Consider the following 23,504-nt stretch of genomic DNA (forward strand, 5'->3'; position numbering starts at 1 on the left):
CGGCGCTGGTGTGTGGACGCTCGTTGGTGCAGACCCGGTGGGCTATTTCTGCCAGCGGCTCCATTTTCGGGCGGCGCCGAGTTCCCTCGGCGTCAGTCCGCCCCACACACCGTGTTGTTCGCCGAAATGGATGGCGTACTGGCGGCATTCGCTGATCACGGGGCAGCGGCGGCAGATGTCTTTCGCGATGCGTTCGCGCTGAGGCTGGGATTTTCTTCCGTCCTCGTCGAGGTAGAAGACGGCGATGTCCATACCGCGGCAGCGCGCGCGCAACCGCCATTCTTCCGGGGTGACTTCCGGTGCGGCGTGCGGTGCACTCACGGAACACGCTCCGATCGTTCGACGATGGTTTAAAACATAATATATCGTAAGCCGTGAATGGGGCAACCAGGCGCGGCGATTGCGTCGGCACACGTGTGTGCCCAGTGCTTCCGTCGATTGTCGGAAGCACTGGGCACAATTCGGAGCGGTTCGGGCCCTACCGGGCTGTCACCGGGAGACGCGGAGGCGGTCGCGCGCCGGGTCGGCGAGGACGAGCGCCGCGATCGCGACGACGGCGCCCAGGATGCCCAGACATTGGAACGCCGCCTGGTATCCGTCGATCTTGGTCGCCGAGGCGTCGACGACGATTCCCATCGACCACGGTCCGACGATGCCGCCGATTGCCTGGATCGCGAAGAAGGCGCCGATGACGCCGGCCGTCTGCCGCGGCGGGCACGTCGCGATCACCGCGGCGTTGAGTAGCGGGAACACCGCGACCACCAGTCCGTACGCCACCGATACCGCGCACACCGCGAGGAGCGGGGATCCGAGGGCGGGCAGGCCCAGCAGCAACACCCCGGCGACGATCACGCCGACGCAGGGCACGACGACGCGGACCAGGCGGATGGACAGTCCGCGGCTGATCCCGCGGTCGCTCAGCCAGGAGCCGCCGACGAGCGTCGCGAGTCCGACGAAGCTCGGCGCGGCGAACAGTGTGCCCGATTCGAGGCGCGAGTACCCGAGTCCCTGCTCGAAGTAGGAGGGCAGCCAGGTGAGCACGACGGTCATCAGCGCGTAGGCGCTCATCGCGACGAGGACGGCGGACACGAAGGTCTTCGAGGTGAGCAGGCGCTTCCAGCTGACTGCCGGTTCGCTGTCGGCGTCGTCGACTGCGGACGTGTGCTTGCCGCCGACGGTGTAGGGGCCGGGCCGCCAGGTCAGCAGCCACGGGATGCACCACAGCGTGGTCGCGCACGCGAGCACGATGATGGCGGCCCGCCATCCGTACTCGGCCACCACGAGCGCGAGGATCGGGACGACGGCCATCTTGGCCAGCATGCTTCCGCTGATGATGAGCGCGCTCGGCAGGCCCCGCTTCGCGGGCGCATGCCACGAGTAGGCGGCGGTGTGCAGCAATGCGGACGTCGGCCCCTCCGTGAGGCCGAGCAGCATGCGGCTCGCGAGCAGCACCGCGAACGTCGACCACACGACGAGCGGGAGCATGACGACGCCCCACAGCACGGCGATGATCGCGATGGACCACCGGAGCGCGAGGACCTTGTTGATCGGCCCGGCGAAGAAGCCTCCGAAGCTGAAGGCGAGGAAGAACATGCTGCCGGTGAAGCCGATCTGGGAGGCGCTGAGCCCGAGGTCCTCGCTGAGCGGTTGGGCGATGAGCCCGAACACCGCCTTGTCGGACGCGTTCATGAGGTACAGCACCACCAGCATTCCGGTGATGCCCCAGGCGGTGAGCTTGCGAGGTTCTGTTTCCGGGCCGGACCGAGAGACCGGCGTTGACGCGAGGTCGATGCGCTGTTCGTCTGTCTTGTTCACGTAAGGGGTCCTTCGGTCTTGTCCGTGAGATCACACCGTCAACACAGTGTGGCATGCATCATATACTATCTTTTTACTGAGTCTACGGGTGAAGAAATACATCAGACATCAAACGCGATCCCTTGCATGCATAATATATTTCTTCTAGAGTGGAGCTCACTTACTGCAGCGGCCGAGCATCGGACTCGTCGTCGCTCGAGAGAAAGGACGTCACATGCCGGGTCTGTACTTCGAGGAATTCGTACCGGGAATGGTCATCGATCACGAGGTCCGACGGACCGTGACCGAGACCGACAACGTCCTGTTCAGCACGATGACCCTGAACATGGCGCCGCTCCACCTGGACGCGGAATACAGCAAGGACTCCATTCACGGGCAGCGCCTGGTCAACAGCCTGTTCCTCCTGGGCCTCGTCTCTGGTATCTCGATGCACGACACCACGTACGGCACCACTCTCGGCAACCTGGGCTTCGACTCGATCAAGTTCCCGAAGCCGGTGTTCCACGGTGACACCATCCACGTGCGCACCGAGATCGTGTCGGCCCGGGAGTCCAACAGCCGCAACGACTCCGGCATCGTCACGTTCCGTCACTACGGTCTCAACCAGCGTGACGAGATCGTCTGCGACGCAACCCGCGTCGGCCTGATGCTCAAGAAGTCGGCCGGCGAGCAGGCCTGACCGCTCACCCCGACCCGACGACCGACTGCCCCAGACGAGGAGAACACGGAAAATGGGCATCAGTAGCCAGCCCGAGGAGATGGCCTGGGTTCCCGGCCCCGCGGTGCGCGAGCGTGCGAGGCTGCTCGCGGCGATGAAGAGCTGGGGCTTCGGCGACGATGCTGCCGCTGTCGCCGAGCTGGGCCGTCGCGCCGTCGCCGACCCCGAGTGGTTCTGGCGCGAGGCGCTCGCCGACCTGGACGTCGCCTTCTCGGCGCCGTTCGACCGGGTTCTCGACGAGTCCGAGGGGCGGGAGTTCCCGAAATGGTTCCCGGGTGGCCGGATCAACGTCGCCGAACTGGCGGCCATCCGGCACGCCCGCGGTGACCTCGCAGGCAAGACCGCGGTGGTCTATGAAGGCGACGGAGGGCAGCGGCGCACGCTGACCTTCGCGGAACTCGCGGCGGAGGTGAGCCGGTTCGCGGCGCACCTCGCGGGGCTGGGCGTGCGCCGCGGCGATCGCGTGGTGCTGTTCATGCCGGTCGTGCCCGAGGCAGCCGTGGCCTTCCTCTCCATCGCCATGATCGGCGCGGTCGCGGTGCCCACGTTCAGTGGATACGCGCCCGACGCCCTGGCCACGCGACTGCAGGATTCGGACGCCGTGCTTCTGGTGACCGCCGACGGCACGACCCGTCGCGGCAAGGTCGTCGAGATGAAGGCGACCGCGGACGCCGCACTGGCCCAGGCGCCGTCGGTCCGCTCCGTCGTGGTGATCCGGCATCTGGGCACCGACGTGCCGATGCAGTCCGGCCGCGACGTGTACTACGACGAACTGCCCGCCGATCCGGACCCCGTCGACGTGGCGGACACCGAGTCGAACGACCCGCTGACGATCGTCTACACGTCCGGCACCACGGGCAGGCCGAAGGGAATCGTGCACTCGCACGGCGGTTTCGCGGCCAAGACTGCAGTCGACTTCGCCTACGGCTTCGATGTGCACGCCGACGACGTGGTCTCCTGGATCACCGACCTCGGGTGGCTGGTCGGCCCGATGCTCATGACCGGTCCGCTGCAGCTCGGCGCGACCATCGTGATGATCGAGGGTCTTCCCACCCATCCCACCCCGAATCGTATGTGGGAGATCGTGAACCGCAACGGCGTCACCGTCCAGGGCATCGCGCCTACGGCGGCACGCGCGCTGAAGGCGGCGGGCGACGGCACCGCCCCGGAGATGCCGACCCTGAAGACGTTCGTCTCCACCGGCGAAGCCTGGGACGAGCCGACGTGGTTCTGGCTGTTCGAGGAGGTCGGCCGGCGAGAGCGCGCGATCGTCAACTACAGCGGCGGCACCGAGGTCGGGGGCGGCATCCTCGTCGGCTACCCGTTCCTGCCCGCCGCGCCTGCCGCGTTCACCGGACCGCTGCCCGGTGTCGACGCCGCGGTGCTCGACGACGACGGCAAGCCCGTGGTCGGTCAGATCGGTGAGCTGGCGGTGCTCAACACGTTCCCCGGGATGACGCACGCCTTCTGGCAGGACCGGGACCGTTACCTCGACACCTACTGGAGTCGTTGGGACGGTATCTGGGTACACGGCGACCTGGCGAGCATCGACACCGCAGGCATGTGGCGGATCCACGGCCGCTCGGACGACACCATCAAGCTGTCCGGACGCCGCGTCGGGCCGGCCGAGATCGAGGCCGCCCTGTTGCGGGACAACCGGATCACGGAGGTCGCGGTGATCGGCGTGCCGGACGAGATGCGCGGTCAGCGGGCGGTGGCGTTCGCGGTACTGGGCGCCGACGGCGTCGACAACGACGACCTGCAGGCGACGGCGTTGGCGAACGCGGGCAAGTCCTTCGCGCCCGAGGTGTATGCCGTACCGACGCTGCCGAAGACGAAGAACGGAAAGATCATGCGCCGCGCCATCCGGTCGCGGTTCATCGGTGCCCCGATCGGCGACATGTCGTCGCTCGATCCGGCGACGCCGCTCGAGGACATCCCCGTGTACGCGGGCGAAGACTAGGAGAGTTGAGATGGCAGACTTCGATACCGAGAGCAACATCGAGATCGTCCGCAAGGCGACTCGCGAGCTGGCGCGGAAGTTCGACAACGACTACTGGCTGGACAAGGACCGCAAGCACGAATACCCCTGGGATTTCATCAAGGCGTTCGCGGACGGCGGCTGGCTCGGCGCGATGATCCCGGAGGAGTACGGCGGAATCGGCCTGGGCCTCCAGGAGGCCGCGGTGATGATGGGCGAGATCGCGTCCTCCGGCGGCGGTATGAGCGGCGGCTCGGCGATCCACTTCTACGTGTTCCCGCCGGCGCCGATCGTCCGGTACGGCTCGGAGGAGATGAAGAAGAAGTATCTCCCCAAGCTGGCCTCGGGTGAGATGCTCACCGCGTTCGGCATCACCGAACCGACTGCCGGTGTGGACACGTCGCGCATCAAGACCAAGGCGACCAAGGTCGACGGCGGCTGGGTCATCAACGGCCAGAAGGTGTTCATCACCAACGCCCAGAACGCGCACCGCATCCTGCTGCTGGCCCGCACGTCGCCGCGGCGTGACGACAAGCCGCTGCACGGGATGACGATCTTCTTCGCCGAACTCGACCGCAAGCACGTCACCATCCGCGAGATCGACAAGCTGGGACGCGCGGCCATCGACACGAACGAGTTGTTCATCGACAACCTGTTCGTGTCCGACGAGGACGTCGTCGGCGAGGTCGACAAGGGCTTCTACTACATCATCGACGGGCTCAACCCGGAACGCATCGTGGTCGCCATGGAGGGCATCGGCCTCGGCCGCGCTGCCCTCGAGATCGGCACCGAGTACGCGAAGAACCGCGTGGTCTTCGATCGGCCGATCGGCCAGAACCAGGCCGTCGCCCATCCGCTCGCGGACTCGTGGATCCGTCTCGAGGCGGCCGAGCGCATGGCGATGCACGCCGCGAAACTGTTCGACGACAAGCAGGAGTGCGGGCACGAGGCCGCCGCGGCGAAATACCTCGGCGCCGAGGCCGGATTCGAAGCGTGCGACCGCGTGTTCTCGACCCTGGGTGGGTACGCGTACGCGAAGGAGTACCACATCGAGCGGCTGTGGCGTGAGGTGCGACTGCTGCGCAACGCGCCGTTCTCGCAGGAGATGGTGCGCAACTACGTCTCGCAGCAGGTCCTCGGCCTGCCGCGGTCGTACTGAGCCCACCGACGAAGGAGTGTGACGATGACCGGTCCGCTGGCTGGAGTCCGGGCCCTGGTGCTCGCGGGAATGGGCCCGGTGCCGTACGTCTCGATGCTGCTCGCCGACATGGGAGCCGACGTGGTGCGGGTGGTGCGGCCGCCCAACCGGTCGGCGCGTGCGCTCAGCCAGACGGACGGTCTGACCGAGGAGGTCGACGTCGTCAACCGCGGCGTCGACGCGGTGGCCGTCGACCTGAAGGACCCGGCCGGGCGTGAGAGTGTGCTGCGCCTGGCCGAAGCCGCGGACGTCTTCATCGAGGGATACCGCCCCGGCGTGACCGAGCGGCTCGGTCTCGGACCGGACGACGTGATGGCCCGCAACGAGCGTCTCGTCTACGTGCGGCTGACCGGCTACGGACAGACCGGTCCGCGGTCACGGGACGCCGGACACGACATCAACTACGTGGCGCAGTCCGGCGCGTTGCACGCCATGGCACGGTCGGACAGCGCGCCGCGCCCGCCGATCAACCTGCTCGGCGATTACGCGGCAGGCGGCGCCATGGGGGCGTACGGCATCGCGTGCGCCCTCGTCTCCGCCGCCCGCACAGGCCGTGGCCAGGTGATCGACGCCGCCATGGTCGACGGCGTCGCGGCACTGACCGCCAAGCTGCAGGGCCTGCGTGCGGCCGGCCTCTACTCGGACGATCCGGGGACGAACTTCCTCGACTCCGGGGCACCGTTCTACGACACCTACCGGTGCGCCGACGGCGGGTACATCGCCGTCGGAGCGCTCGAACCTGATTTCTATCGGGAATTCACCTCGCGCCTCGGCCCCGACACCGACGACTGGCCGGACCAGAACGATCGCGAATCCTGGCCGCACCTGCGCAAGCTCATCGGCGACGCCGTCGAGCGCCGCACCCGCGACGAATGGGAAAAGGTGTACGCCGGTACCGATGCCTGCGTCACCCCGGTGCTCACGTTCGACGAGGCCGCGGTGGACCCCCACAACACCCAGCGGGGCGTGTACCGGACCGTCGGCGGCGTCCTGCATCCGATGCCCGCGCCGCGTTTCAGCGGCACCCCCGCGCGCGAACCCGCGACGCCGCGGGTCGGCACCGTCGCTCCCGCGGACGTCGCGTCTCGGTGGGGCGTCGGCGACTGACACGGCCGCCGTCGCACCGCTCGCCCCGAGAAATTTCAGGAAGGAAGTAATGGTGACCAGGTACGAGGCCTTCACCTCGCTGAAGGTCGACCGCCCCGAAGACGGCATCCTCCGCATCGTGCTGGACGGGCCGAACCTCAACGCGGTGGGACCGGACGCGCACCGCGAACTGGCCGACATCTGGCCGGTGATCGGACTCGACGAGTCGGTCCGCGCCGTGGTGATTCGCGGGGCGGGCGATCGCGCGTTCTCGGCGGGCGGCAGTTTCGACCTCGTCGAGAACATGATCGGCGACTACGCGTCGCGGTCGCGGGTGATGCGTGAGGCCCGCGACCTGGTGCGCAACATCATCGAGGTTCCGCAGCCGATCATCTCCGCGATCAACGGGCCTGCTGCGGGCGCCGGTCTGGTGGCCGCGCTGCTGGCCGACATCTCGGTCGCGGGCCGCCGCGCCAAGATCGTCGACGGTCACGTCCGGTTGGGTGTCGCCGCCGGCGACCACGCGGCGATCTGCTGGCCGCTGCTGACGAGCATGGCGAAGGCCAAGTACCACCTGCTGACCAACGAGGTGCTCACCGGCGAGGAGGCCGAGCGGATCGGCATGGTGTCGCTGTGCGTCGACGACGACGAGGTGCAGGACCGGGCGATGGAGATCGCACGGAAGCTGGCCGCCGGCTCCCGGGCCGGGATCCAGGGCACCAAGATGGCGCTCAACGGCTGGTACCGGCAGGCCATGCCGATCTTCGACGCCTCGCTGGGCCTGGAGTTCTTCGGCTTCGGTGGTCCGGACGTGGTCGAGGGCGTGTCCTCGTTCCGCGAGAAGAGGGAGCCGAAGTTCTCGTGACCGCAACCGAACAACGAACGCAGGGCCCGCTCGCCGGCATCACCGTGGTCGGGCTGGAGCAGGCGATCTCGGCGCCGCTGTGCACGCGCCACCTCGCGGACCTCGGGGCCCGGGTGATCAAGGTGGAGGCCCCAGGCTACGGCGACTCGACGCGCGCCTACGACTCCGTCGTCGGCGGGATGTCGGCACACTTCACGTGGCTGAACCACGGCAAGGAATCGGCGGCGCTGGACCTCAAGTCCACATCGGACATGGGGATCTTCCGGAACATCCTCGCCACCGCCGACGTCGTCGTCAGCAACCTCGCGCCCGGCGCACTCGATCGGCTCGGGATCGGCACCCGGGACCTCTCGCGTGACTTCCCGCGCCTGATCGTCGTCGACATCTCCGGTTACGGGAAGGGCGGTCCCCTCGACCACAAGCGGGCCTACGACCTGCTCATCCAGTCGGAGGGCGGTTCCTGCAGCATCACCGGCGCACCGGGACAGCCGGCCAAGCCGGGCATCCCCGTGGCCGATGTCGGCACGGCACTGTACGCGTACTCCGCGGTGCTCGCCGCGCTCTACGACCGGGAACGGACCGGCAGGGGAGCGGTCATCCCGATCGCCATGCTCGACACCGTCGCCGAGATGATGGGGTTCGCCCTCAACCAGGTGATCCACGCCGGCACCGAGCCGGTACCCGTCGGTATGGGTTCGCCGATGATCGCACCCTACGGCGCGTATCCCACCTCCGACGGCCAGACCGCGGTGCTCGGGACGACCAACGACCGTGAATGGCGGCGCCTGGCCGAGATGATCGGCCGGCCGGAACTGGCCGATGAACCGCGGTTCGCGCACAACGACACTCGCGTCGAGGCGCGTGACGAACTGGACGCGGTCGTGGGCGCCTGGTGCGCCGAGCACACGCTGGCGGAGATCCAGAAGACGGCGGATGCCGCGGGGATCGGCAACGCGCGGCTCAACAGCGTGCGAGATCTGGCCGAGCACCCCCAGCTCGTCGAGCGCGGACGGTGGCGCGACGTGGGCACCCCGTCCGGCCCGGTGCCTGCGCTGCTGCCGCCCGCGGTGGCCGACGGGTGGCCGGTGCGCAGCGGCTCGGTGCCCGCACTGGGCGCGCACACCGACGCCATCCGCGCCGAATTCGAGTAGAAGGACGGTGAGTGCTGTGGCTGTTCCCCATTCGGCACGGCATTGGAGCGAGGTCGAGTCGCTGGCACCCGGCGACGCTGCGGCGCTGCAGAACACCCGCCTGCGTGAGCAACTCGACTATCTCGCGGCCCGCAGCGACTTCTACCGGCAGAAGTTCGCCGAGCATGACGTGGACGTCACCCGGGTCCGGACGGTCGTGGACCTCGCCGGGCTGCCGTTCACCGAGAAGCAGGAACTGCGGGACAGTCTCGCGGCGACGCCACCGCTCGGCAGCCATGCCGCCGCCGATCGCGCCGACATCGTGCAGATCCAGGCGTCGTCGGGCACCACCGGCAGCCCGTCCTACGTCGGACTGACCCGGAGTGACATCGACGTCTGGTCCGAGCTCGGATCGCGGGCCTTGTACGCCAACGGTTTCCGGCCCGGAGACCGGCTGCTGCACGGATTCGGGATGAGCAAGGGCTTCGTCGGCGGAATCCCCGTCGTGCAGATGGCGCAGTACATGGGCATCGTGGACATCCCGATCGGCGCCGAGGCGGGCGCGGAGCGACTCCTGCGGGTGCAGGCCGATCAGCGACCCGACGCTTTGATCGGCACACCGAACTTCCTGGCGTACCTGGCCGAACAGGCACCGGCGATCCTCGGCGTGGCCGCCCGCGATCTGGGTGTGCGCGCGATCAGCGTCGGCGGCGAGCCCGGCGGTGGCCTCCCGGCGGTCCGCGGCAAGCTCGAGTCGTTGTGGGGCGCCACATCACGGGAGATGCTGGGCGGCACCGATATCGCCTGCATCTACTGGGGGGAGTGCGAGGCGGGCGACGGCATGCACTTCCTCTCCCCGGATCTGATGGTGGCCGAGCTGATCGATCCGGAGACCGACGAGATCGTCGCGCCCGTGGCCGGCGCGCAGGGTGAGTTGGTGTACACGGCGCTCCGCAGGCAGGCGTCGCCGCTGCTCAGGTTCCGTACCCGTGACCACGTGGTCGTCACCGGCACCGACTGCGTGTGCGGCCGCACCGGGTACAAGGTGCGGTGCGTCGGCCGGACCGACGACATGCTGATCGTGCGCGGCATCAACCTCTTCCCCTCCGCCGTCAAACAATTGGTGTCGGAGCTGGCACCGGCCACCACCGGCGAAATGCGCATCCGCGTCGACTTCGAGGGGCATTCCACCCAGAAGCCGCTCGTGCTCGTCGTGGAATACGCCGACGGACTCCGCGTCGAGCAGCAGGACGAACTGCGGTCGTCGATCGAGCAGCGGGTCCGGTCGGCGCTGGGCGTCAAGGCGATGGTCGAACTCGTGCCCGACGGCACCCTCGCGCGACCGGACCACGTCAAGGTGAACCTGATCGAACGGGTGTAGCGGCGAATCTCAGCTCGCCGAGAACTGGGTCAAAGCATTCACGGTCACGCGATATTCAGGACGCGGAGCCGGTTGTACAGGGTGGACCGGCTCACGCCGAGTGACTGCGCGGCCTTGAGCTTGTTTCCGCCCGCAGCCTCGATCGCCGCGACGATGACTTCCCGTTCGGCGTGGCGAATGGGTGACAGCGGGGCGCCGACTGCCCGGTAGGGCGCGGGAAGGTCGGTCGGAATGATGTCTCCGGCCGAACGCGCCAGGGCGACGCTCCGGATCACGCGTCGAAGCTCGGCGAGGTTGCCCGGCCACTCGTGTGCCGCAAGGAGTTGCAGCGTCGCGGTGGTGAGTCGCACGCCGGACGTCGCGGCCTCCTCGGTCAGCATGTGACGCGCCAACCGTGGAATCTCGTGGCGGCGCCGGCGAAGCGGAACCAGGTCACGTCGTGCGGCGCACACGCCGAGCAGAGACGGGTGAATCCCCGGAACGCCGGTCGAACTCGTTGACGTCAGGACGATCTTTCGTCGAGAACCCCGGACGAGCCGCGCGACGAGGGTGGCCATCGAATCGGTCAGCAGATGCACGTTCTCGATGACTATCACCGCGCCGTCGCCTTCGAGTTCCCGGCCGAGCGCGATCGCCCACGCCTGCTCGCCGCTCTGCACGACATCCGCCGTGTCGACAATCGTCGATTCCGCCCGGGACGCACGCACCGCCTCGGTGGTCCGGCCGGTGCCGGTCTCTCCGACGATGAGAAGCGGCCAGTCCTCGACCATGGGGGATTCGAGTTTCCGATCCGTTCTCGCCGTGACGAATTCGACCAGCACACTGTTGCCGCCGTCGACGGGCGTGCAGGTGACGTCGACGTCGCGCCCGGATTCGAGCGTCAGGCGATGGGTGGCGGCCGACGTGCGGGCTGCGTCGGCGGCAGCGCGGACCGTGGCATGATCGGCGGGGTCGAGGAGCGCCAGCGCAGCAGGCGTGGCAAGGACCATGCCCCCGCCCACGACCATCACCGAGCGGTCCTTCCGCCGAGTCGCGGCATGAAACTCGGCCAGCAGTTTCCGTTGCGTAACAGGAGTATCGAGCGCCATGCGCTCCTCGATGTCCCGGACCACCCGGCGGGCGATCGGGGCGAAGTACCGGTGGTCCTCGCCTGCCCCGCCTCCGACATCGAGGACACCTGCGAGTTTTCGCGTGATCGGATGCATGATCGGGTGACCGAAGCAGCTGAATTCGTGGAACGCGGACATGAAGTGCTCGGCGCCGTGAACGAGTAGTGGTTGCCGGGACTCCAGGACGGTCCCGACCGCGTTGGTTCCCACCTTGTCCTCGGCCAGCCGGATGCCGCGCTCGATGCCCATCCAGTCGAGTGCATGTCGAGCAGTCGGATGGGTGTGCCGGACAGCCAGGATCCGGGCGTCGTGGTCGGCGAGGACGAATGCCAGTGGTGCACCGTCGAACTCGAGGCAGGCGCGATCCAGCACGGGCGTTGCGGCGCGTTCGAGACACCCGTCCGATGCGACGTCGATTCTCTCCAGCTTCGGCGCCGCATCGCTGTCGAGGCCCCACAATTGCGAACGCATCCATGACGACGCGATCTCCGGTCGAGCGTCGACCGTGGAACGTGCTGACGTACCGGGCACTCCGACATCACCTTTCGGCCAGCTGTGATGGCGGGGACCCGCATCACATGTGAGCGAGAACACAATATAATATATGCCAGCTTGGAGGCAAGGGTCGGGCGAGGCGAGATGCACAGACGCCGGGCCCCGACCGTGTGCAGTCGGGGCCCGGTGTCGTCAGGCCGTCACAGATCGTCGGGCGACTGGGCCGGTGAACGGTAGCGGTCGGCTTCCGGCCCCTCGGTCTGCGGCGCGAAGTTCACGCCGGGGAGCAGGAGGTGCCCCGCGTCGACCGGCAGGGCGACACCGGTGATGTGCTCGGCGTAGTCGGACAGCAGCCAGCATGCGGCATTGCTGGTGGCGTTCGGCGGAAGCGCGGGCCTGCCGGCCAGCGGCGCATAACCGTACGTGGCGGCTATCGCCACATCGCGATTCGCCGTCTCGCCGGGGGCGACGAACAGCTGGTGGCCCATCGGGTTGTCCCAGATCTTCGCGTCCACCGCACCGGGGCAGACGGCATTGCATCGCACGTTGTAGTCCGCGATTTCCAGGGCGGTGTTCTTCATCAGGCCCAGGACGCCGTGCTTGGCGGTGATGTAGTGGGTGTAGCCGGCGGTAGCCTCGAGGCCGCCCACCGACGCGATACAGACGATCGCACCGCCACGTTGCTCGACGAGATGCGGCGCGGTGGCCTTGATGGTCCGGAACGTTCCGCCGAGCACCACATCGGTGACCGTCGTCCACATCTGTTCGGTGATCTCCCAGGACTTCGGCCCGAGGTCCCACAGTCCGGCGTTGGCGATGACCGCGTCGAGCCGGCCGAAGGTGTCGAGCCCGAGCGCGACTGCCGCATCGAGCGCGGCCTGATCACGGACGTCGGCAATGGCGCTGACCGCACGCCGGCCGGTCTGTTCGACGAGCGCCTGCGTCTTGGCCAGATCGTCCTTGCTCGCCAGTTCGTAGCGTATTCCGTCGACGGGCGAGCAGATGTCGGTGATGATGACATCGGCGCCCTCCTTCGCTGCGGTCACCGCGTGCGCTCGACCCTGCCCGCGTGCGGCGCCGGTGATGAAGACGACTTTGCCGTCCAGTAGACCCATGTCGATGTCCTTTCCACATTTCATTCGGTAGTGCGGGGTAGGGGGGAGTCATGCAGGACCGACGGATGCGAACACTCCGGTGACTGCACCCGGTAGGTGAACACCTTCGCGTTGCCGGTCGTCGCCGGGCACGGGAGTCAGGGCGCCGTCGGGTGTGCGATCGCGGAATTCCTGGAGCGTTGCCGAGACAATCTGCGCGACATACGCGAACCGGCCATTCGGCCGCATATCCCTGCGGGAACGCCGACCGTCATGACGGTCGTACGTATTTGCGCTCGCAGCCAATTCCTCGAGTCGTCAATGCAGCCTCCGTGGTTTCTCGATTTCGGCGAGTTCGTCACTCCGAACGTAGGCCGGGAAGCCGGGGTGACAGTGTCCAACTATCTGGACACTGCGCCAGACGGACAACTGAACGAGGGTCGCACCGTGCTGAAGAAAGTTTCGGCACAGGATAATTACGGACTGATGCTCGAGATGATTTCGAGCCTGGGGCGGGGAGATGCTGCTGACCGTGTTGTGGAAGCTGGCCGCGCCCCGGCCAGCCGCGGACGGCGGGCCGAGGCGCGGCCAGCGTAGCGTCCCGTCCGGTGGCGCCCGTCCCGCCTCGGCGGCTGATCGGGCGGCAGTGCTAAGCGATGTGCTTGTCGAACCAGTTGATCGGCAGCTCCGGGTGGACGCCGAAGAAGTTGTACCCGTCGAACCGACGGTCCGTGCCCTCGATCCAGTACAGCTCCTTGTCCTCCACCGGCAGTCGGTCGTAGATCGACTGGACGTCCTCGGGGCGTGTCATGACGTCGTTGTGGACCTGCGCGACGAGCGTGGGCACCGTGACGGCCTCGACGTGCTCGAGCGGTGACTGCTCAGCGAGGTGGAAGCCGGTTCGCTCGTGTACAGCCTTGTCGAACTTCTCGTAGCCGTCGGCCATGCCGATGCCCTTGACGAACTCTTCGACGACGTACCGGGCGGATACCGGTTGCAGCATGACCATCGCCTGAATCTCGGAGAACTCTTCCGGGTGTTTGGACCAGGCCACCGCGGTGGAGTCTGCGCCGAGGCAGACCGACAGCAGAACTTTCTTCATGTTCTTCGTGTCCGGCCGTGCCGCCGCGTAGCGCAGTGATCCGATGACATCGCGGTACTCCAGCAAGCCGATGCCGACGATGCCGCCGTTGCCCTGTCCGCTCATGCCGTGGTTGCGGATGTCGTAAGCCAGGATGTTGTAGCCGGCGTCGTGCAGCGCCTTGTACTCGGGCAGGAAATTGATTTCGAACCCTCCGAAACCACCGAACTCCGGCAAATGGCCGGGGTATCCGTACCGGTTGCCCGGCAGGAAGTGGTTGTGAATGACGAGCTTGTCGGAGTCGGCGGGAATGAACCATCCCTCGAGTGGAACGCCGTCCGTGGACGGGAAAGTCACGTCCTCGTACTGCAGCCCGACCTCGTCGGGGCGCCGCAGAAGCGGGGCGCGCCGTCCGGCGGTCGTGCCGGTGGTCCACAGGGACACGAAGTTGTCGAACGCGGCCTCGGCCTCGTCTGAATCAGCCATTGGGTGCCTTCCTTTCCGGCGCCGGGGGCGCCTTACCGGGGTGCTTCCCCACCGCGGCACGATGTGGCTGTCCCGCGTCGGTGCCGCGTGAAGAAGCTGAAGCCACAGTCGAGTGTTCTCCCACCCCGTCGGCGGATCCAGGTACTGCCAGCCCTCCCCTCCCGCCACCCGACCTGGCAGGGCTCGTGGCTTATCGAGTTATCAACGAGAAGGGCGAGATTGCCGCGGTGATGACGCCGGCCGCCTGTGGCGCTGGGAACTCGACCGCATCGACGATGCGCACGTTCGTCTCACCCATACGTATGACTGGTCACAACTGGCCGAACTGAAGTGTCTCGACCCGTGCCGAATACGTTTCGGCACAAACGAATTACTGGAAAGCACTTGACTCGAACTGGTGTTCGAACTAGTCTTGATGCATGGGGGACGGGGAGAGAACTCAGGGGGCGTTGCCGGACGGTGATCCGGCGGACGTCGACACGCTGCGGTTGACCGAGGCGCAGTTGCTCGAGACGGTGCTGGCGGTGTCCGCGGAGATCACCCGCCTCGAGGCGGTGCGGGTGAGACTGATGGACGCGGTGGATTCACGCTGCCGAGTCGACGTGCTGGGCCATCCCCACGCGAAGGCGTGGCTGGCGGCGCACACGATGCTCGAACCGGGGGCGGCGGGTCGGATCGTGAACCTGGCGCGGGGGCTGCGGGCGCAGCCTGAGGTCGCCGGAAAGTTCTACGGCTGCAGTATCTCCGCGGATCACGCGGGGCTGATTCTGCGGTTCTGCGAACGACCGCCGAAAGGAATGCCGCTGAGCGCGCTGGGTCCCGTGCTGGACGCGTTGCTGACCGCGGCGGACGGACCGCAGGCTCGCACCGACCTGATCCGGGAAGGTATCGCGAAGGTGGAACGAATCTTCGAAAGCGACGAGCACCCCGCGAGCGAAGACCTCGACCGCAACGAACTGCACGCATCGAAAACCCTGAACGGACGGGTGTCGGTCAAAGGCGATCTGGATGCGGTGACCGGCGAGATGCTGCTGACCGCGTTGTCGAAGCTCGCCGCACCCCGACCGGCCACGGATGGGGCCAGAGACGAACGCACCCCGGGACGGCGGCGGGCCGACGCGTTCACCGAACTGCTGCGCCGCTATCTCGCAGCAGGATTGAACGGCACCGAAGCCGGCGAACGCCCCCACATCAGTGTGCAGGTGCGGGCGCGAGACCTCGCCTACGCCCGCGGCACCGACCGCAGCGGCGCCAGCGGGATGGGCGGCACCAGCGGCACCAGTGGGATGGGCGGCACGGACCGCTCTGGTGGCACCGACCGTGTAGGCGACCCGGGCGGGCACGCTTTCGGCACCGGCCCGGCCGGCCCAACCTTTGGTGACCGGCCGACCTCGGCGGAGGACTGGGCGGCGGTGCTGGCGGAAACGGGGGTGGCGTGGGCTGCCTGGATGGGACCGCTGACGATCACCGCTGCCCGGCATCTGGCGTGTGATGCGCAGGTGAGCACGGTGATCCTCGACGATCACGGCGCACCCCTCGATGTCGGGGTGACCAGCAGGACGGCCACCCGAAAGCAGCGTCGGGCGTTGGCCGTGCGCGACGGTGGATGCGCATTCCCGGGGTGCGGAGCGCCGGCATCGTGGTGCGAGGGGCACCACATCGTCCACTGGGCCGACGGTGGCCTCACCGACATGGACAACCTCGTCCTGCTGTGCGGTTTCCACCACCGGCTGATCCACCACGACGGGTGGGAGGTGCAGATCGGCGACGACCGGCACCCGTGGTTCATTCCACCACCCGGCGTCGACCCCTTCCGGGAACCACTGCCGTCGCACAATCGGCGGGCCGGCCCGGCCGCGGCCTGACCGGCATAGCGCCGCAACACAACTCCATCCCACCGCAGACGCCCCGCATGCGAGCCCCCACTCGGATGCGGGGCACCCGCCGTGCCAAAACAGCCGGCCTGAGAAACACCGCTGTGACAGAAGACCGCAGCGTCAGAACTCGATGACGGCCTTGCCGCGGACCTGCTGGTCGAACTCCTTGTACGCGGTTTCGGCGTCCTCGATCTTCCAGCGGTCGGTGAACAGCGCGTCGACGTCGATGCCGTGCTGCGCGACGAAACGCGCGCATTCGCCCATTCCGACGTTGGAGAACGTGTAGGAGCCGATGATCGAGATCTGCTTGATCACGATGTCGGGCGAGACGTCGAGTTCGAGGTTTCCGCCGAGACCGACCAGGGCGATGCGGCCCCACGGGCCGAGGCACCGGGTGCCCGCGACGCGTGCGGAGGGGGCGCCGGAACTCTCGATCGACACGGTCGCACCGCGACCGCCGGTGATCTCCCGGATCGCCTCCACCGCGTCGGTGGTGCTCGAGTCCACGATGTGGTGCGCACCGAGTTCCCCGGCCCGCGCGAGGCGGTCCGCGGCGATGTCGACGGCGATCACCTCGGCGCCGAGAGCGGAGGCGAACTGGATGGCGGATTGTCCGATGGGGCCGAGCCCGAACACGGCGACGGTGTCCCGCCCGGTGACGTCCGCCCGCCGGAGCGCGCCGAAGGCAGTGCCCGTGCCGCAGGCGATGGCGGCGCCCGCCGAGAAGCTGATCTCTTCGGGCATCGGCACCAGGGTTTCCGCCGGAACCACCATGTAGGTGGCGTGACCGCCGTGCGCGGTGGCGCCGAAGATCGTGGCGCCGTGGGTGCACATCTGCGTCCAGCCGGTGCGGCAGAGGTCGCAGAATCCGCAGCCCTTGTAGTGGAACACCATGACGCGGTCACCGACCGTGAACGCACGCGGGTCCACGTTCGGCCCGATCTCGGCGACGACGCCGCACGGTTCGTGACCGGCGATGATCGCCGGATTCTCGCCGAGACCACGTGACGCGAAATCCTTGAAACCGAGCGCTTTGAGAGCCGCCTCCGGTGGGTCACGGTAAAACTTCAGGTCGCTGCCGCACAGGCCCGACGCCTTGATCTCGACGACCACCTCGCCCGGTCCCGGTGTGGGATCGGGGAAGTCGAGGACTTCGAGTTCGCGATTGCCGCGAAAAACTACACCACGCATCAGGAGGTCTCCGTCCGGTACGTGAGGGGCGCGGCGCTCATCGGGTGCCCGCCATCATGGTGGCGATGATCAAGACCGGTTCGCTGGTCCGGTTGCTCCAGATGTGCTTGATGCCGCGATTGACGACCGTGTCGCCCGGCTTCAGCAGGGTCTCACCGGTCTCGGTGACGGCCCACAGTTCGCCGGTGAGGACGGTGACGACGTCGATCGTGTCAGTCAGATGCCAGACTCCGCCGTCGGCGCTGGCGTCGCCGTCGTGCGAGTCTGCGCCGTGGAACGCGTCCAGCGACTCCTTGTAGCCCTCGGCGTCGAACTCGGAGTCCGGCGGGAAGCTGGCGAGGCGGACCACGAGGCCGTTCTTCGGCGGGTCGATGACCGGGTCGGCGCCCAGGGTCGACGGGGCCAGCACGTCCACGGGCAGGCTGTCGAACTGCCAGACGTCCATGACGGTGAAGCCCGGCTGGGCGGTGCGGGTGGTGGTGTTGCCGTCCGAGATGAAGGTCGACTTACCGTCGGCGTCGAGGCCGGTCAGCACGACGCGGGCCTGGGCGTTGAGGTGTTCTCCACTCATCGTTCACTCCTTGTTCTGGGGCTGGTGTGGGTGTCGTTCGAGGGTCAGACGTGCAGCAGGGCCGCGAAGTCGGACGCGGGCTGGTCGAGATCGCCGCGCTGGATGGCCTGCAGCAGGGTTTCGCTGGACTCGGTGCCCATCGCGGTCACCGTCAGGTCGCGGAACTTCGCGTCCAGGTCTTCCTGCGACATCGGGTTCTCGGCGGTGCCGGTGGGGTTGTCGACGAACAGGCTCTCGCTGGTGCCGTCCGTGTAGTTGACGGTGATGTCGCCGACCCATCGGCCGGGGTAGGCGGTGTCGAGTTCGGGCTTGACCTCGATCTTCACCTTCTGGGCGAGGGCGGCGACGTCGCTGCCTGCGCCGAGGTCGAGTTGGCCGGCCATGTACTCGTTGTGGGTGCGGAACCCGTTGCCCTTGCCGAGCAGCGACAGCGAGAACTGGAACGGCAGGCTGTACTGCAGGTGCTCGATGATCTTGGGTGCGTAGGCGTTGGCGTTCTTGTTGCCGATCACCACGTCGCCGCCGGTCTGGATGCCGAGCAGCACCGAGTCGACGTCCGCGGCGCGGGCCGCGAGTTGACGAGCGCCGTCGATGTAGGCGTGGTTGATGCCGCAGCAGCAATAGGGCTTGACCCATACGCGGGTGATCTCGAACGTCTTGTCGAGGCCGAACGTGGCCGCCGCATCGTCGCCGACGGGGCGTCCGACGAACGTGCGGTAGAAGCCCTTCCCGCCGGTGAGGAACGACGTCGGCCCGGTGATGCCCGCGGCGGCCATCTCGGCGGCGCGGATCCCGTTGCGGGTGCCGATGCCGGAGTGGATGCGTTTGATCGAGCCACCGGACGACGTGTACTCGGTGGTGCCCGACGCGTGGCTGAGGGCGATGGCGAGGGCATGCACGGTCGTTTCGACGTCGAAGCCGCGCATCTTCGCGACGACGGCGGCCGCGCCGAAGTTCGACAGCAACCCGTGCGGGTGGAAGCCGCGCTCGAGCAGTTGGGGTGCCGCCAAATTGCCGATGCGGGTGTAGACCTCGTAGCCGGCGACGATACCGGTGATCACCTCGCGCATCGTGGCGCCGAGTTCTTCGCCGACGGCGAGTGCGGCGGACACGACGCAGCTGCCCGGGTGCGAGGAGCTGGCCCGGTGGGCGTCGTCGTATTCGAAGCCGTGGCCGAAGGAGGCGTTGACGAATGCCGCGTCCGCAGCGCTCATCTCGTCGCCTGTCGCGGCGATGTGCGACTTGCCCGGTACGTGGGCCGCGCGCGTCAGCTCGAGCAGCGCCTTGCTCCAGGGCAGCGAGGCGCTTCCGACCTGGAGGGCGAGCTGGTCCTGCATCAGGCGGCGCGCACCGGCGAGCGCGTCGGCGGGGATGGAGTCGAAGGTCAGATCCGTGACGAGCCGGGCGGCAGCTTCTTCGACGGGGGGAATGGTGCCCATGTGTGGTGCCTTTCGGTAGATCTGGGTCAGGAGAGCGAACCGAGCAGGCCGCCCGGGATGCCGTAGGACTTGAGCTCGACGTAGGCGTCGAAGCCCTCGAGTCCCGCCTCGCGGCCGATGCCGCTGTTCTTGAAACCGCCCATCGGGGCGCTGAATCCCGCCGGGTTTCCGTTGACTTCGATTGTGCCGGTGCGGATGTGGCGTGCCACCGCCAGCGCGTGCTCGGGGTCGGCGGCGAACACCGATCCGTTGAGTCCGTACTCCGAGTTGTTGGCGATGTCGATCGCCTCGGCCTCGGTGTCGAACGTGTGCACCGTGAGAACCGGGCCGAAGATCTCTTCCTGCGCGATCTTCGCGGCAGGGTCGACGTCCGTGAAGATCGTGGGCTCGACGTACCAGCCGCGGTCGAGGCCGTCGGGACGTCCGCCGCCCACCAGCAGGGAGGCCCCGGATCCCTTGGCGTCGTCGATGTAGCCCTCGACGCGGGACCGCTGGTTGGCGCTGACCATCGGGCCGATCTCGGTGGCGGGGTCGAAGGGGTCACCGACGGGCATCGACTGGATCAGGTCCACGAGCCGGTCGTGGAGTTCGTCGCGCCGCGAGCGTGCCACCACGATCCGGGTCTTGTTGCTGCACACCTGGCCGCTGTTGCGCAGCGAGACCGCGCGGATGGCGGCGACTGCGGCGTCGAGGTCGGCGTCGTCGAGCAGGACCGCGGCGGACTTGCCGCCCAGTTCCAGGGTCACGCGGCGCAGGTCCTGGCCGCAGAGGGAGGCGATCCGACGGCCCGCGGCCGTCGATCCGGTGAAGGAGACCTTGTCGATGCCGCGGTGGCGCACGAGGTATTCGCTGGCCTCGCGCTGCGCGGGGACGATGTTCACGACGCCGGCGGGGAGACCGATCTGGTCCAGGATGTCGGCGAGCAGGTAGGCGTCGAGCGGGGTCTCGGGGGAGGGCTTGATGACCATGGTGCAGCCCGCCAGCAGCGCTGGGGCGAGCTTGATCATCGTGATGAGCAGTGGGGCGTTCCACGGCACGATGCCGGCGACGACCCCGACGGGTTCGCGGGTCACCAGCGCGCTGCCCGTTGCGGACGACCGGGTGTCGGTCCACGGGTAGGCGGGGGCGAGATCCAGGAAGGAGTCCAGGAGCAGGCGCGGTCCGATGGACTGCATCTTCGTGGACAGGGTGATCGGGCAGCCCATCTCGGCGCTGACGAGCCGGGCGGCGTCGGCCTCGCGCGCGGCGAGTTCGGCGCTGAGCTTCCGGAGGACCGCGATCCGCTCTTCGAGTGCCATCCGGGGCCAGGGCCCCTTGTCGAATGCCTCGCGTGCCGCGTTCACCGCCGCGTCGATGTCTTCTTCGACGCCCTCCGGAACGCGCGCGACGAGCTCTTCGGTGGCCGGCGAGATCACGTCGAAGGTGCGCTCGGTGGCGGGCTGCACCCACCGTCCGCCGATGAACAGCTTGTCGTACTGTCCCTGCCAAATTTCTGTCTGCACACTCACGGTGCTGCTCCTTCTTTGGTCGATGAGGGGTGGAAGTGGTCCGGATCGCAGGCGGGACCGAAGTGTCCGGCCTGGTGGGCGGAGCCTTCTGCTCGATATGTGAGCTGCACCATGCAAAGTATATAATGTTGCATAGCTCCATGGAAGTGCCTTGTCGTGATCCACCCGACTGGGAGTCGCCTCGGTGGGGTACCCCGATCTGGTGGGGCTTGACCCCGCCGTGAACTATATATAATGTTTTGTTGAAACGAAGGCGAGGCAACATGCAGCACAAGCCGCTCGACGGTATTCGGATCCTCGAGATCGGGGGATACATCGCGCTCCCGTTCGGGACGTCGATGCTGTGCGCCCTCGGCGCCGAGGTGGTCAAAGTCGAGCGCCCGGTGGTCGGAGAAGATTTCCGGCGTCATCAGAACGACGCCAGCCCCTACTTCCGGCAGTACAACACCGGCAAGCGCAGCCTCTCGGTCGACCTGAAGTCGGAGGAGGGCGTCGCGCTGGTCAAGGCGCTGGTGCCGCACTTCGACGTGGTGCTCGAGAACCTGCGCCCGGGCAAGGTGGCCGCCATGGGGCTCGGCCCCGAGGACTGCCGCGCGCTGCGACCCGACATCGTGTACGGGTCCGTCACCGGATTCGGCGCCGGTGGTCCGCTGGCCAACCGTCCCGCCTACGACACGATCGGCCACGCCTTCGGCGGCCTGTACTCGCTGTTCAGCGACGGCGACCACCCGCAGCTGGCCGGCGGCCTGAGCGCGGACCTCGTCACCGGTCTGAGCACCGCAACCGGCGTCCTCGCGGCCCTCGTCGGGCGGCTGAAGACGGGTCAGCCGCAGCGGATGGAAACGTCGATCATGGAGGCCGTCAGCGCACTGACCATCGACGGCATCACGCAGTCCTTCGAGCTCGGCAGCAACCCCGCCCGCACGAGCCGGCATCCGCAGGCGCAGAACTTCTGCGTCCCGACGTCGACCGGCGAGTACCTGGCCGTCCACCTGTCGTCCTCGCAGAAGTTCTGGCGGTCGCTGTGCCGCGCGATGGACCGCATGGACCTGGCCGAGGACCCCCGGTTCTCCGAGTACCGCCCGCGGGAGTCGAACTACTTCGAGCTGGTGCCGATCGTCGAGGCGGAGTTCGCCACGAAGTCGAAGGACCACTGGGAGAAGGTCCTCACCGAGGCCGACGTGCCGTTCGCGCCGGTCCTGTCGATGACCGGCTACCTCGAACACGAGCAGGTCGAACACCTGGACCTGGTCGAGTGGCAACCCGACGGCCTGGCCCTGATCCGGCCGCCGTGGACGTTCGATGGCGAGCGCCCGGACCGCGGTGACCGCGCTCCCAAGGTCGGCGCCGACACCCGTTCGGTGGCGGGCGAGGTGCTCCCCGCCGAGAAGATCGACGAGCTGCTCGCGTCCGGCGTCCTCTACGCCGACGAGTCCTGACCCGCTACTTCCCATACCCGCTGTTTCCCCACACCCGCTACTTCCCGTACTCATAACTGAGGAGAGTTCATGAATCCGTACCGTTCCATGCTGTTCGTGCCCGGTCACAAGCCTTCCTGGGCCGACAAGGGGCTGGCCTCCGGCGCCGACGCCCTGATCCTCGACCTGGAGGACTCCGTTCCCGCCGCGGACAAGGACGAGGCGCGTGGCGTCACCGCCGCCACCATCGACCGTTTGCACGCCGAGGGCGTTCGCGCCGACGTGTGGGTGCGGCCCAACGCGTTCGTGACCGGGATCCAGGGCAGTGACCTCGAGGCGGTGATCCGGCCGGGGCTGACCGGTCTGTTCCTGCCCAAGGTCTTCGACGCCGAGGAACTCGTGCGGATCGACGCCGTGGTGTCGCACATCGAGGCCCGGCAGGGGCTCGAGGCGGGCAGCGTGGGACTCATCGTGAGCTACGAAACCGCGGTCTCCATGGCGCATTGCGAAGAAATCGCCGCCGCCACCCCCCGCATCTCCAGCCTGCTGGGCGCCACCGGCCCGAGCGCGGACGTGGGACGCGAACTGGGCTTCGAATTCACCCCGGCCGGCCTGGAGACGCTGTACCTGCGGAGTCGCCTCGTCCTCGCCGCCCGCGCGGCGGGCCTGCACCATCCCGTCGCCGGCGTGTGGCAGGACATCAAGGACCTCGACGGTGCCCGTCAGTTCTGCCTGGACAACAAGCAGCTCGGCTACCGCGGCATGGTGTGCATCCACCCGTCGCACATCGCCATCGCCAACGACGTGTTCACGCCGTCCCCCGAGCAGGTCGACTTCTACCGCCGCATGATCGAGGCGTTCAAGGTGGCCGAGGCCGCCGGTAGCGCGGCCGTCGACTTCGAGGGCCAGCACATCGACATCGCCCACGTGAAGACCGCCGAGGGCATCATCGCGCAGGCCGAAGCCATCATGGCCCACGCCTGACCCGTAACGCACCGATGGCGGGGGGAAACCCCACCCCTAGGGGGGGTGGGTGTTCGCTTAGGGAGTGCCCCACACCA

20 protein-coding genes are annotated in these 23,504 nt (G+C 67.8%); 11 read left to right on the top strand and 9 right to left on the bottom strand.

Annotated features, from left to right (window positions below; translation table 11 throughout):
• Positions 1-42: 42 nt before the first annotated feature.
• Both ACFU5V_RS07385 and ACFU5V_RS07390 read right to left on the bottom strand, forming a co-directional pair.
• Entirely contained in the window at positions 43-321 is a 279-nt protein-coding gene (locus ACFU5V_RS07385; protein ID WP_378698040.1) for a WhiB family transcriptional regulator, read from the bottom strand.
• A 168-nt stretch (positions 322-489) separates the two neighbouring features.
• Complete coding sequence (locus ACFU5V_RS07390) at positions 490-1,815, bottom strand: MFS transporter (RefSeq protein ID WP_378698042.1); 1,326 nt, start codon at positions 1,813-1,815, stop codon at positions 490-492.
• A 214-nt stretch (positions 1,816-2,029) separates the two neighbouring features.
• Here ACFU5V_RS07390 and ACFU5V_RS07395 point away from each other — a divergent pair, with 214 nt between their 5' ends.
• From ACFU5V_RS07395 to ACFU5V_RS07425, 7 genes are read left to right on the top strand one after another with little or no spacing between them, the layout of a single operon-like run.
• Complete coding sequence (locus tag ACFU5V_RS07395) at positions 2,030-2,494, top strand: MaoC family dehydratase (RefSeq protein ID WP_378698044.1); 465 nt, start codon at positions 2,030-2,032, stop codon at positions 2,492-2,494.
• A 52-nt stretch (positions 2,495-2,546) separates the two neighbouring features.
• Positions 2,547-4,496 carry an AMP-binding protein gene (locus ACFU5V_RS07400; RefSeq protein ID WP_378698046.1) on the top strand — a complete coding sequence of 650 codons (1,950 nt, stop codon included), beginning with the start codon at positions 2,547-2,549 and terminating at the stop codon, positions 4,494-4,496.
• Positions 4,497-4,506: 10 nt separating this feature from the next.
• On the top strand, positions 4,507-5,673 hold the full coding sequence (locus ACFU5V_RS07405; protein WP_087559347.1) for an acyl-CoA dehydrogenase family protein: 1,167 nt from the start codon (positions 4,507-4,509) through the stop codon (positions 5,671-5,673).
• 24 nt (positions 5,674-5,697) lie between these two features.
• A complete protein-coding gene (locus tag ACFU5V_RS07410; RefSeq protein WP_378698048.1) occupies positions 5,698-6,819 on the top strand; it encodes a CaiB/BaiF CoA transferase family protein in 1,122 nt (373 codons plus the stop codon).
• A gap of 49 nt (positions 6,820-6,868) precedes the next feature.
• Complete coding sequence (locus tag ACFU5V_RS07415) at positions 6,869-7,663, top strand: enoyl-CoA hydratase/isomerase family protein (RefSeq protein WP_378438389.1); 795 nt, start codon at positions 6,869-6,871, stop codon at positions 7,661-7,663.
• On the top strand, positions 7,660-8,814 hold the full coding sequence (locus tag ACFU5V_RS07420; protein WP_219460153.1) for a CaiB/BaiF CoA-transferase family protein: 1,155 nt from the start codon (positions 7,660-7,662) through the stop codon (positions 8,812-8,814). Before ACFU5V_RS07415 ends, ACFU5V_RS07420 begins: the two co-directional genes overlap by 4 nt.
• Before the next feature lie 16 nt (positions 8,815-8,830).
• The gene (locus ACFU5V_RS07425) at positions 8,831-10,174 is read left to right on the top strand and encodes a phenylacetate--CoA ligase family protein (protein ID WP_378698051.1); all 1,344 of its coding nucleotides are present in this window, start codon (positions 8,831-8,833) and stop codon (positions 10,172-10,174) included.
• Positions 10,175-10,218: 44 nt separating this feature from the next.
• Here ACFU5V_RS07425 and ACFU5V_RS07430 read toward each other — a convergent pair whose 3' ends face one another.
• Both ACFU5V_RS07430 and ACFU5V_RS07435 read right to left on the bottom strand, forming a co-directional pair.
• Positions 10,219-11,754 carry a helix-turn-helix domain-containing protein gene (locus ACFU5V_RS07430; RefSeq protein WP_378698053.1) on the bottom strand — a complete coding sequence of 512 codons (1,536 nt, stop codon included), beginning with the start codon at positions 11,752-11,754 and terminating at the stop codon, positions 10,219-10,221.
• Positions 11,755-11,978: 224 nt separating this feature from the next.
• Entirely contained in the window at positions 11,979-12,893 is a 915-nt protein-coding gene (locus tag ACFU5V_RS07435) for a mycofactocin-coupled SDR family oxidoreductase (protein ID WP_378438381.1), read from the bottom strand.
• Positions 12,894-12,989: 96 nt separating this feature from the next.
• On the opposite strand from ACFU5V_RS07435, the gene ACFU5V_RS07440 reads away from it, so the two are divergent.
• On the top strand, positions 12,990-13,469 hold the full coding sequence (locus tag ACFU5V_RS07440) for a hypothetical protein (protein ID WP_378698055.1): 480 nt from the start codon (positions 12,990-12,992) through the stop codon (positions 13,467-13,469).
• A 52-nt stretch (positions 13,470-13,521) separates the two neighbouring features.
• On the opposite strand, the gene ACFU5V_RS07445 is transcribed toward ACFU5V_RS07440, so the two are convergent.
• Positions 13,522-14,439 carry an alpha/beta hydrolase family protein gene (locus ACFU5V_RS07445; RefSeq protein ID WP_378698058.1) on the bottom strand — a complete coding sequence of 306 codons (918 nt, stop codon included), beginning with the start codon at positions 14,437-14,439 and terminating at the stop codon, positions 13,522-13,524.
• 419 nt (positions 14,440-14,858) lie between these two features.
• On the opposite strand from ACFU5V_RS07445, the gene ACFU5V_RS07450 reads away from it, so the two are divergent.
• The gene (locus tag ACFU5V_RS07450; RefSeq protein WP_378698060.1) at positions 14,859-16,304 is read left to right on the top strand and encodes a DUF222 domain-containing protein; all 1,446 of its coding nucleotides are present in this window, start codon (positions 14,859-14,861) and stop codon (positions 16,302-16,304) included.
• Positions 16,305-16,436: 132 nt separating this feature from the next.
• On the opposite strand, the gene ACFU5V_RS07455 is transcribed toward ACFU5V_RS07450, so the two are convergent.
• From ACFU5V_RS07455 to ACFU5V_RS07470, 4 genes are read right to left on the bottom strand one after another with little or no spacing between them, the layout of a single operon-like run.
• Positions 16,437-17,507, bottom strand: a complete 1,071-nt coding sequence (locus ACFU5V_RS07455) for a zinc-binding dehydrogenase (protein ID WP_378698062.1) — start codon at positions 17,505-17,507, stop codon at positions 16,437-16,439.
• A 37-nt stretch (positions 17,508-17,544) separates the two neighbouring features.
• Positions 17,545-18,078, bottom strand: coding sequence for a cupin domain-containing protein (locus ACFU5V_RS07460; protein WP_378698064.1), 534 nt, complete (start codon positions 18,076-18,078; stop codon positions 17,545-17,547).
• 44 nt (positions 18,079-18,122) lie between these two features.
• Entirely contained in the window at positions 18,123-19,517 is a 1,395-nt protein-coding gene (locus tag ACFU5V_RS07465; protein ID WP_378698066.1) for an MmgE/PrpD family protein, read from the bottom strand.
• A 26-nt stretch (positions 19,518-19,543) separates the two neighbouring features.
• The gene (locus tag ACFU5V_RS07470) at positions 19,544-21,025 is read right to left on the bottom strand and encodes an aldehyde dehydrogenase (protein ID WP_378698068.1); all 1,482 of its coding nucleotides are present in this window, start codon (positions 21,023-21,025) and stop codon (positions 19,544-19,546) included.
• A gap of 263 nt (positions 21,026-21,288) precedes the next feature.
• Here ACFU5V_RS07470 and ACFU5V_RS07475 point away from each other — a divergent pair, with 263 nt between their 5' ends.
• Both ACFU5V_RS07475 and ACFU5V_RS07480 read left to right on the top strand, forming a co-directional pair.
• Positions 21,289-22,464, top strand: a complete 1,176-nt coding sequence (locus ACFU5V_RS07475) for a CaiB/BaiF CoA transferase family protein (protein WP_378698070.1) — start codon at positions 21,289-21,291, stop codon at positions 22,462-22,464.
• 69 nt (positions 22,465-22,533) lie between these two features.
• Positions 22,534-23,427 (top strand): HpcH/HpaI aldolase/citrate lyase family protein, encoded by an 894-nt coding sequence (locus ACFU5V_RS07480; RefSeq protein ID WP_378440619.1) that lies wholly within the window; start codon positions 22,534-22,536, stop codon positions 23,425-23,427.
• Positions 23,428-23,504: the final 77 nt, after the last annotated feature.

This window comes from Rhodococcus sp. NPDC057529, assembly GCF_042802055.1.
Classification (GTDB): domain Bacteria; phylum Actinomycetota; class Actinomycetes; order Mycobacteriales; family Mycobacteriaceae; genus Rhodococcus_F.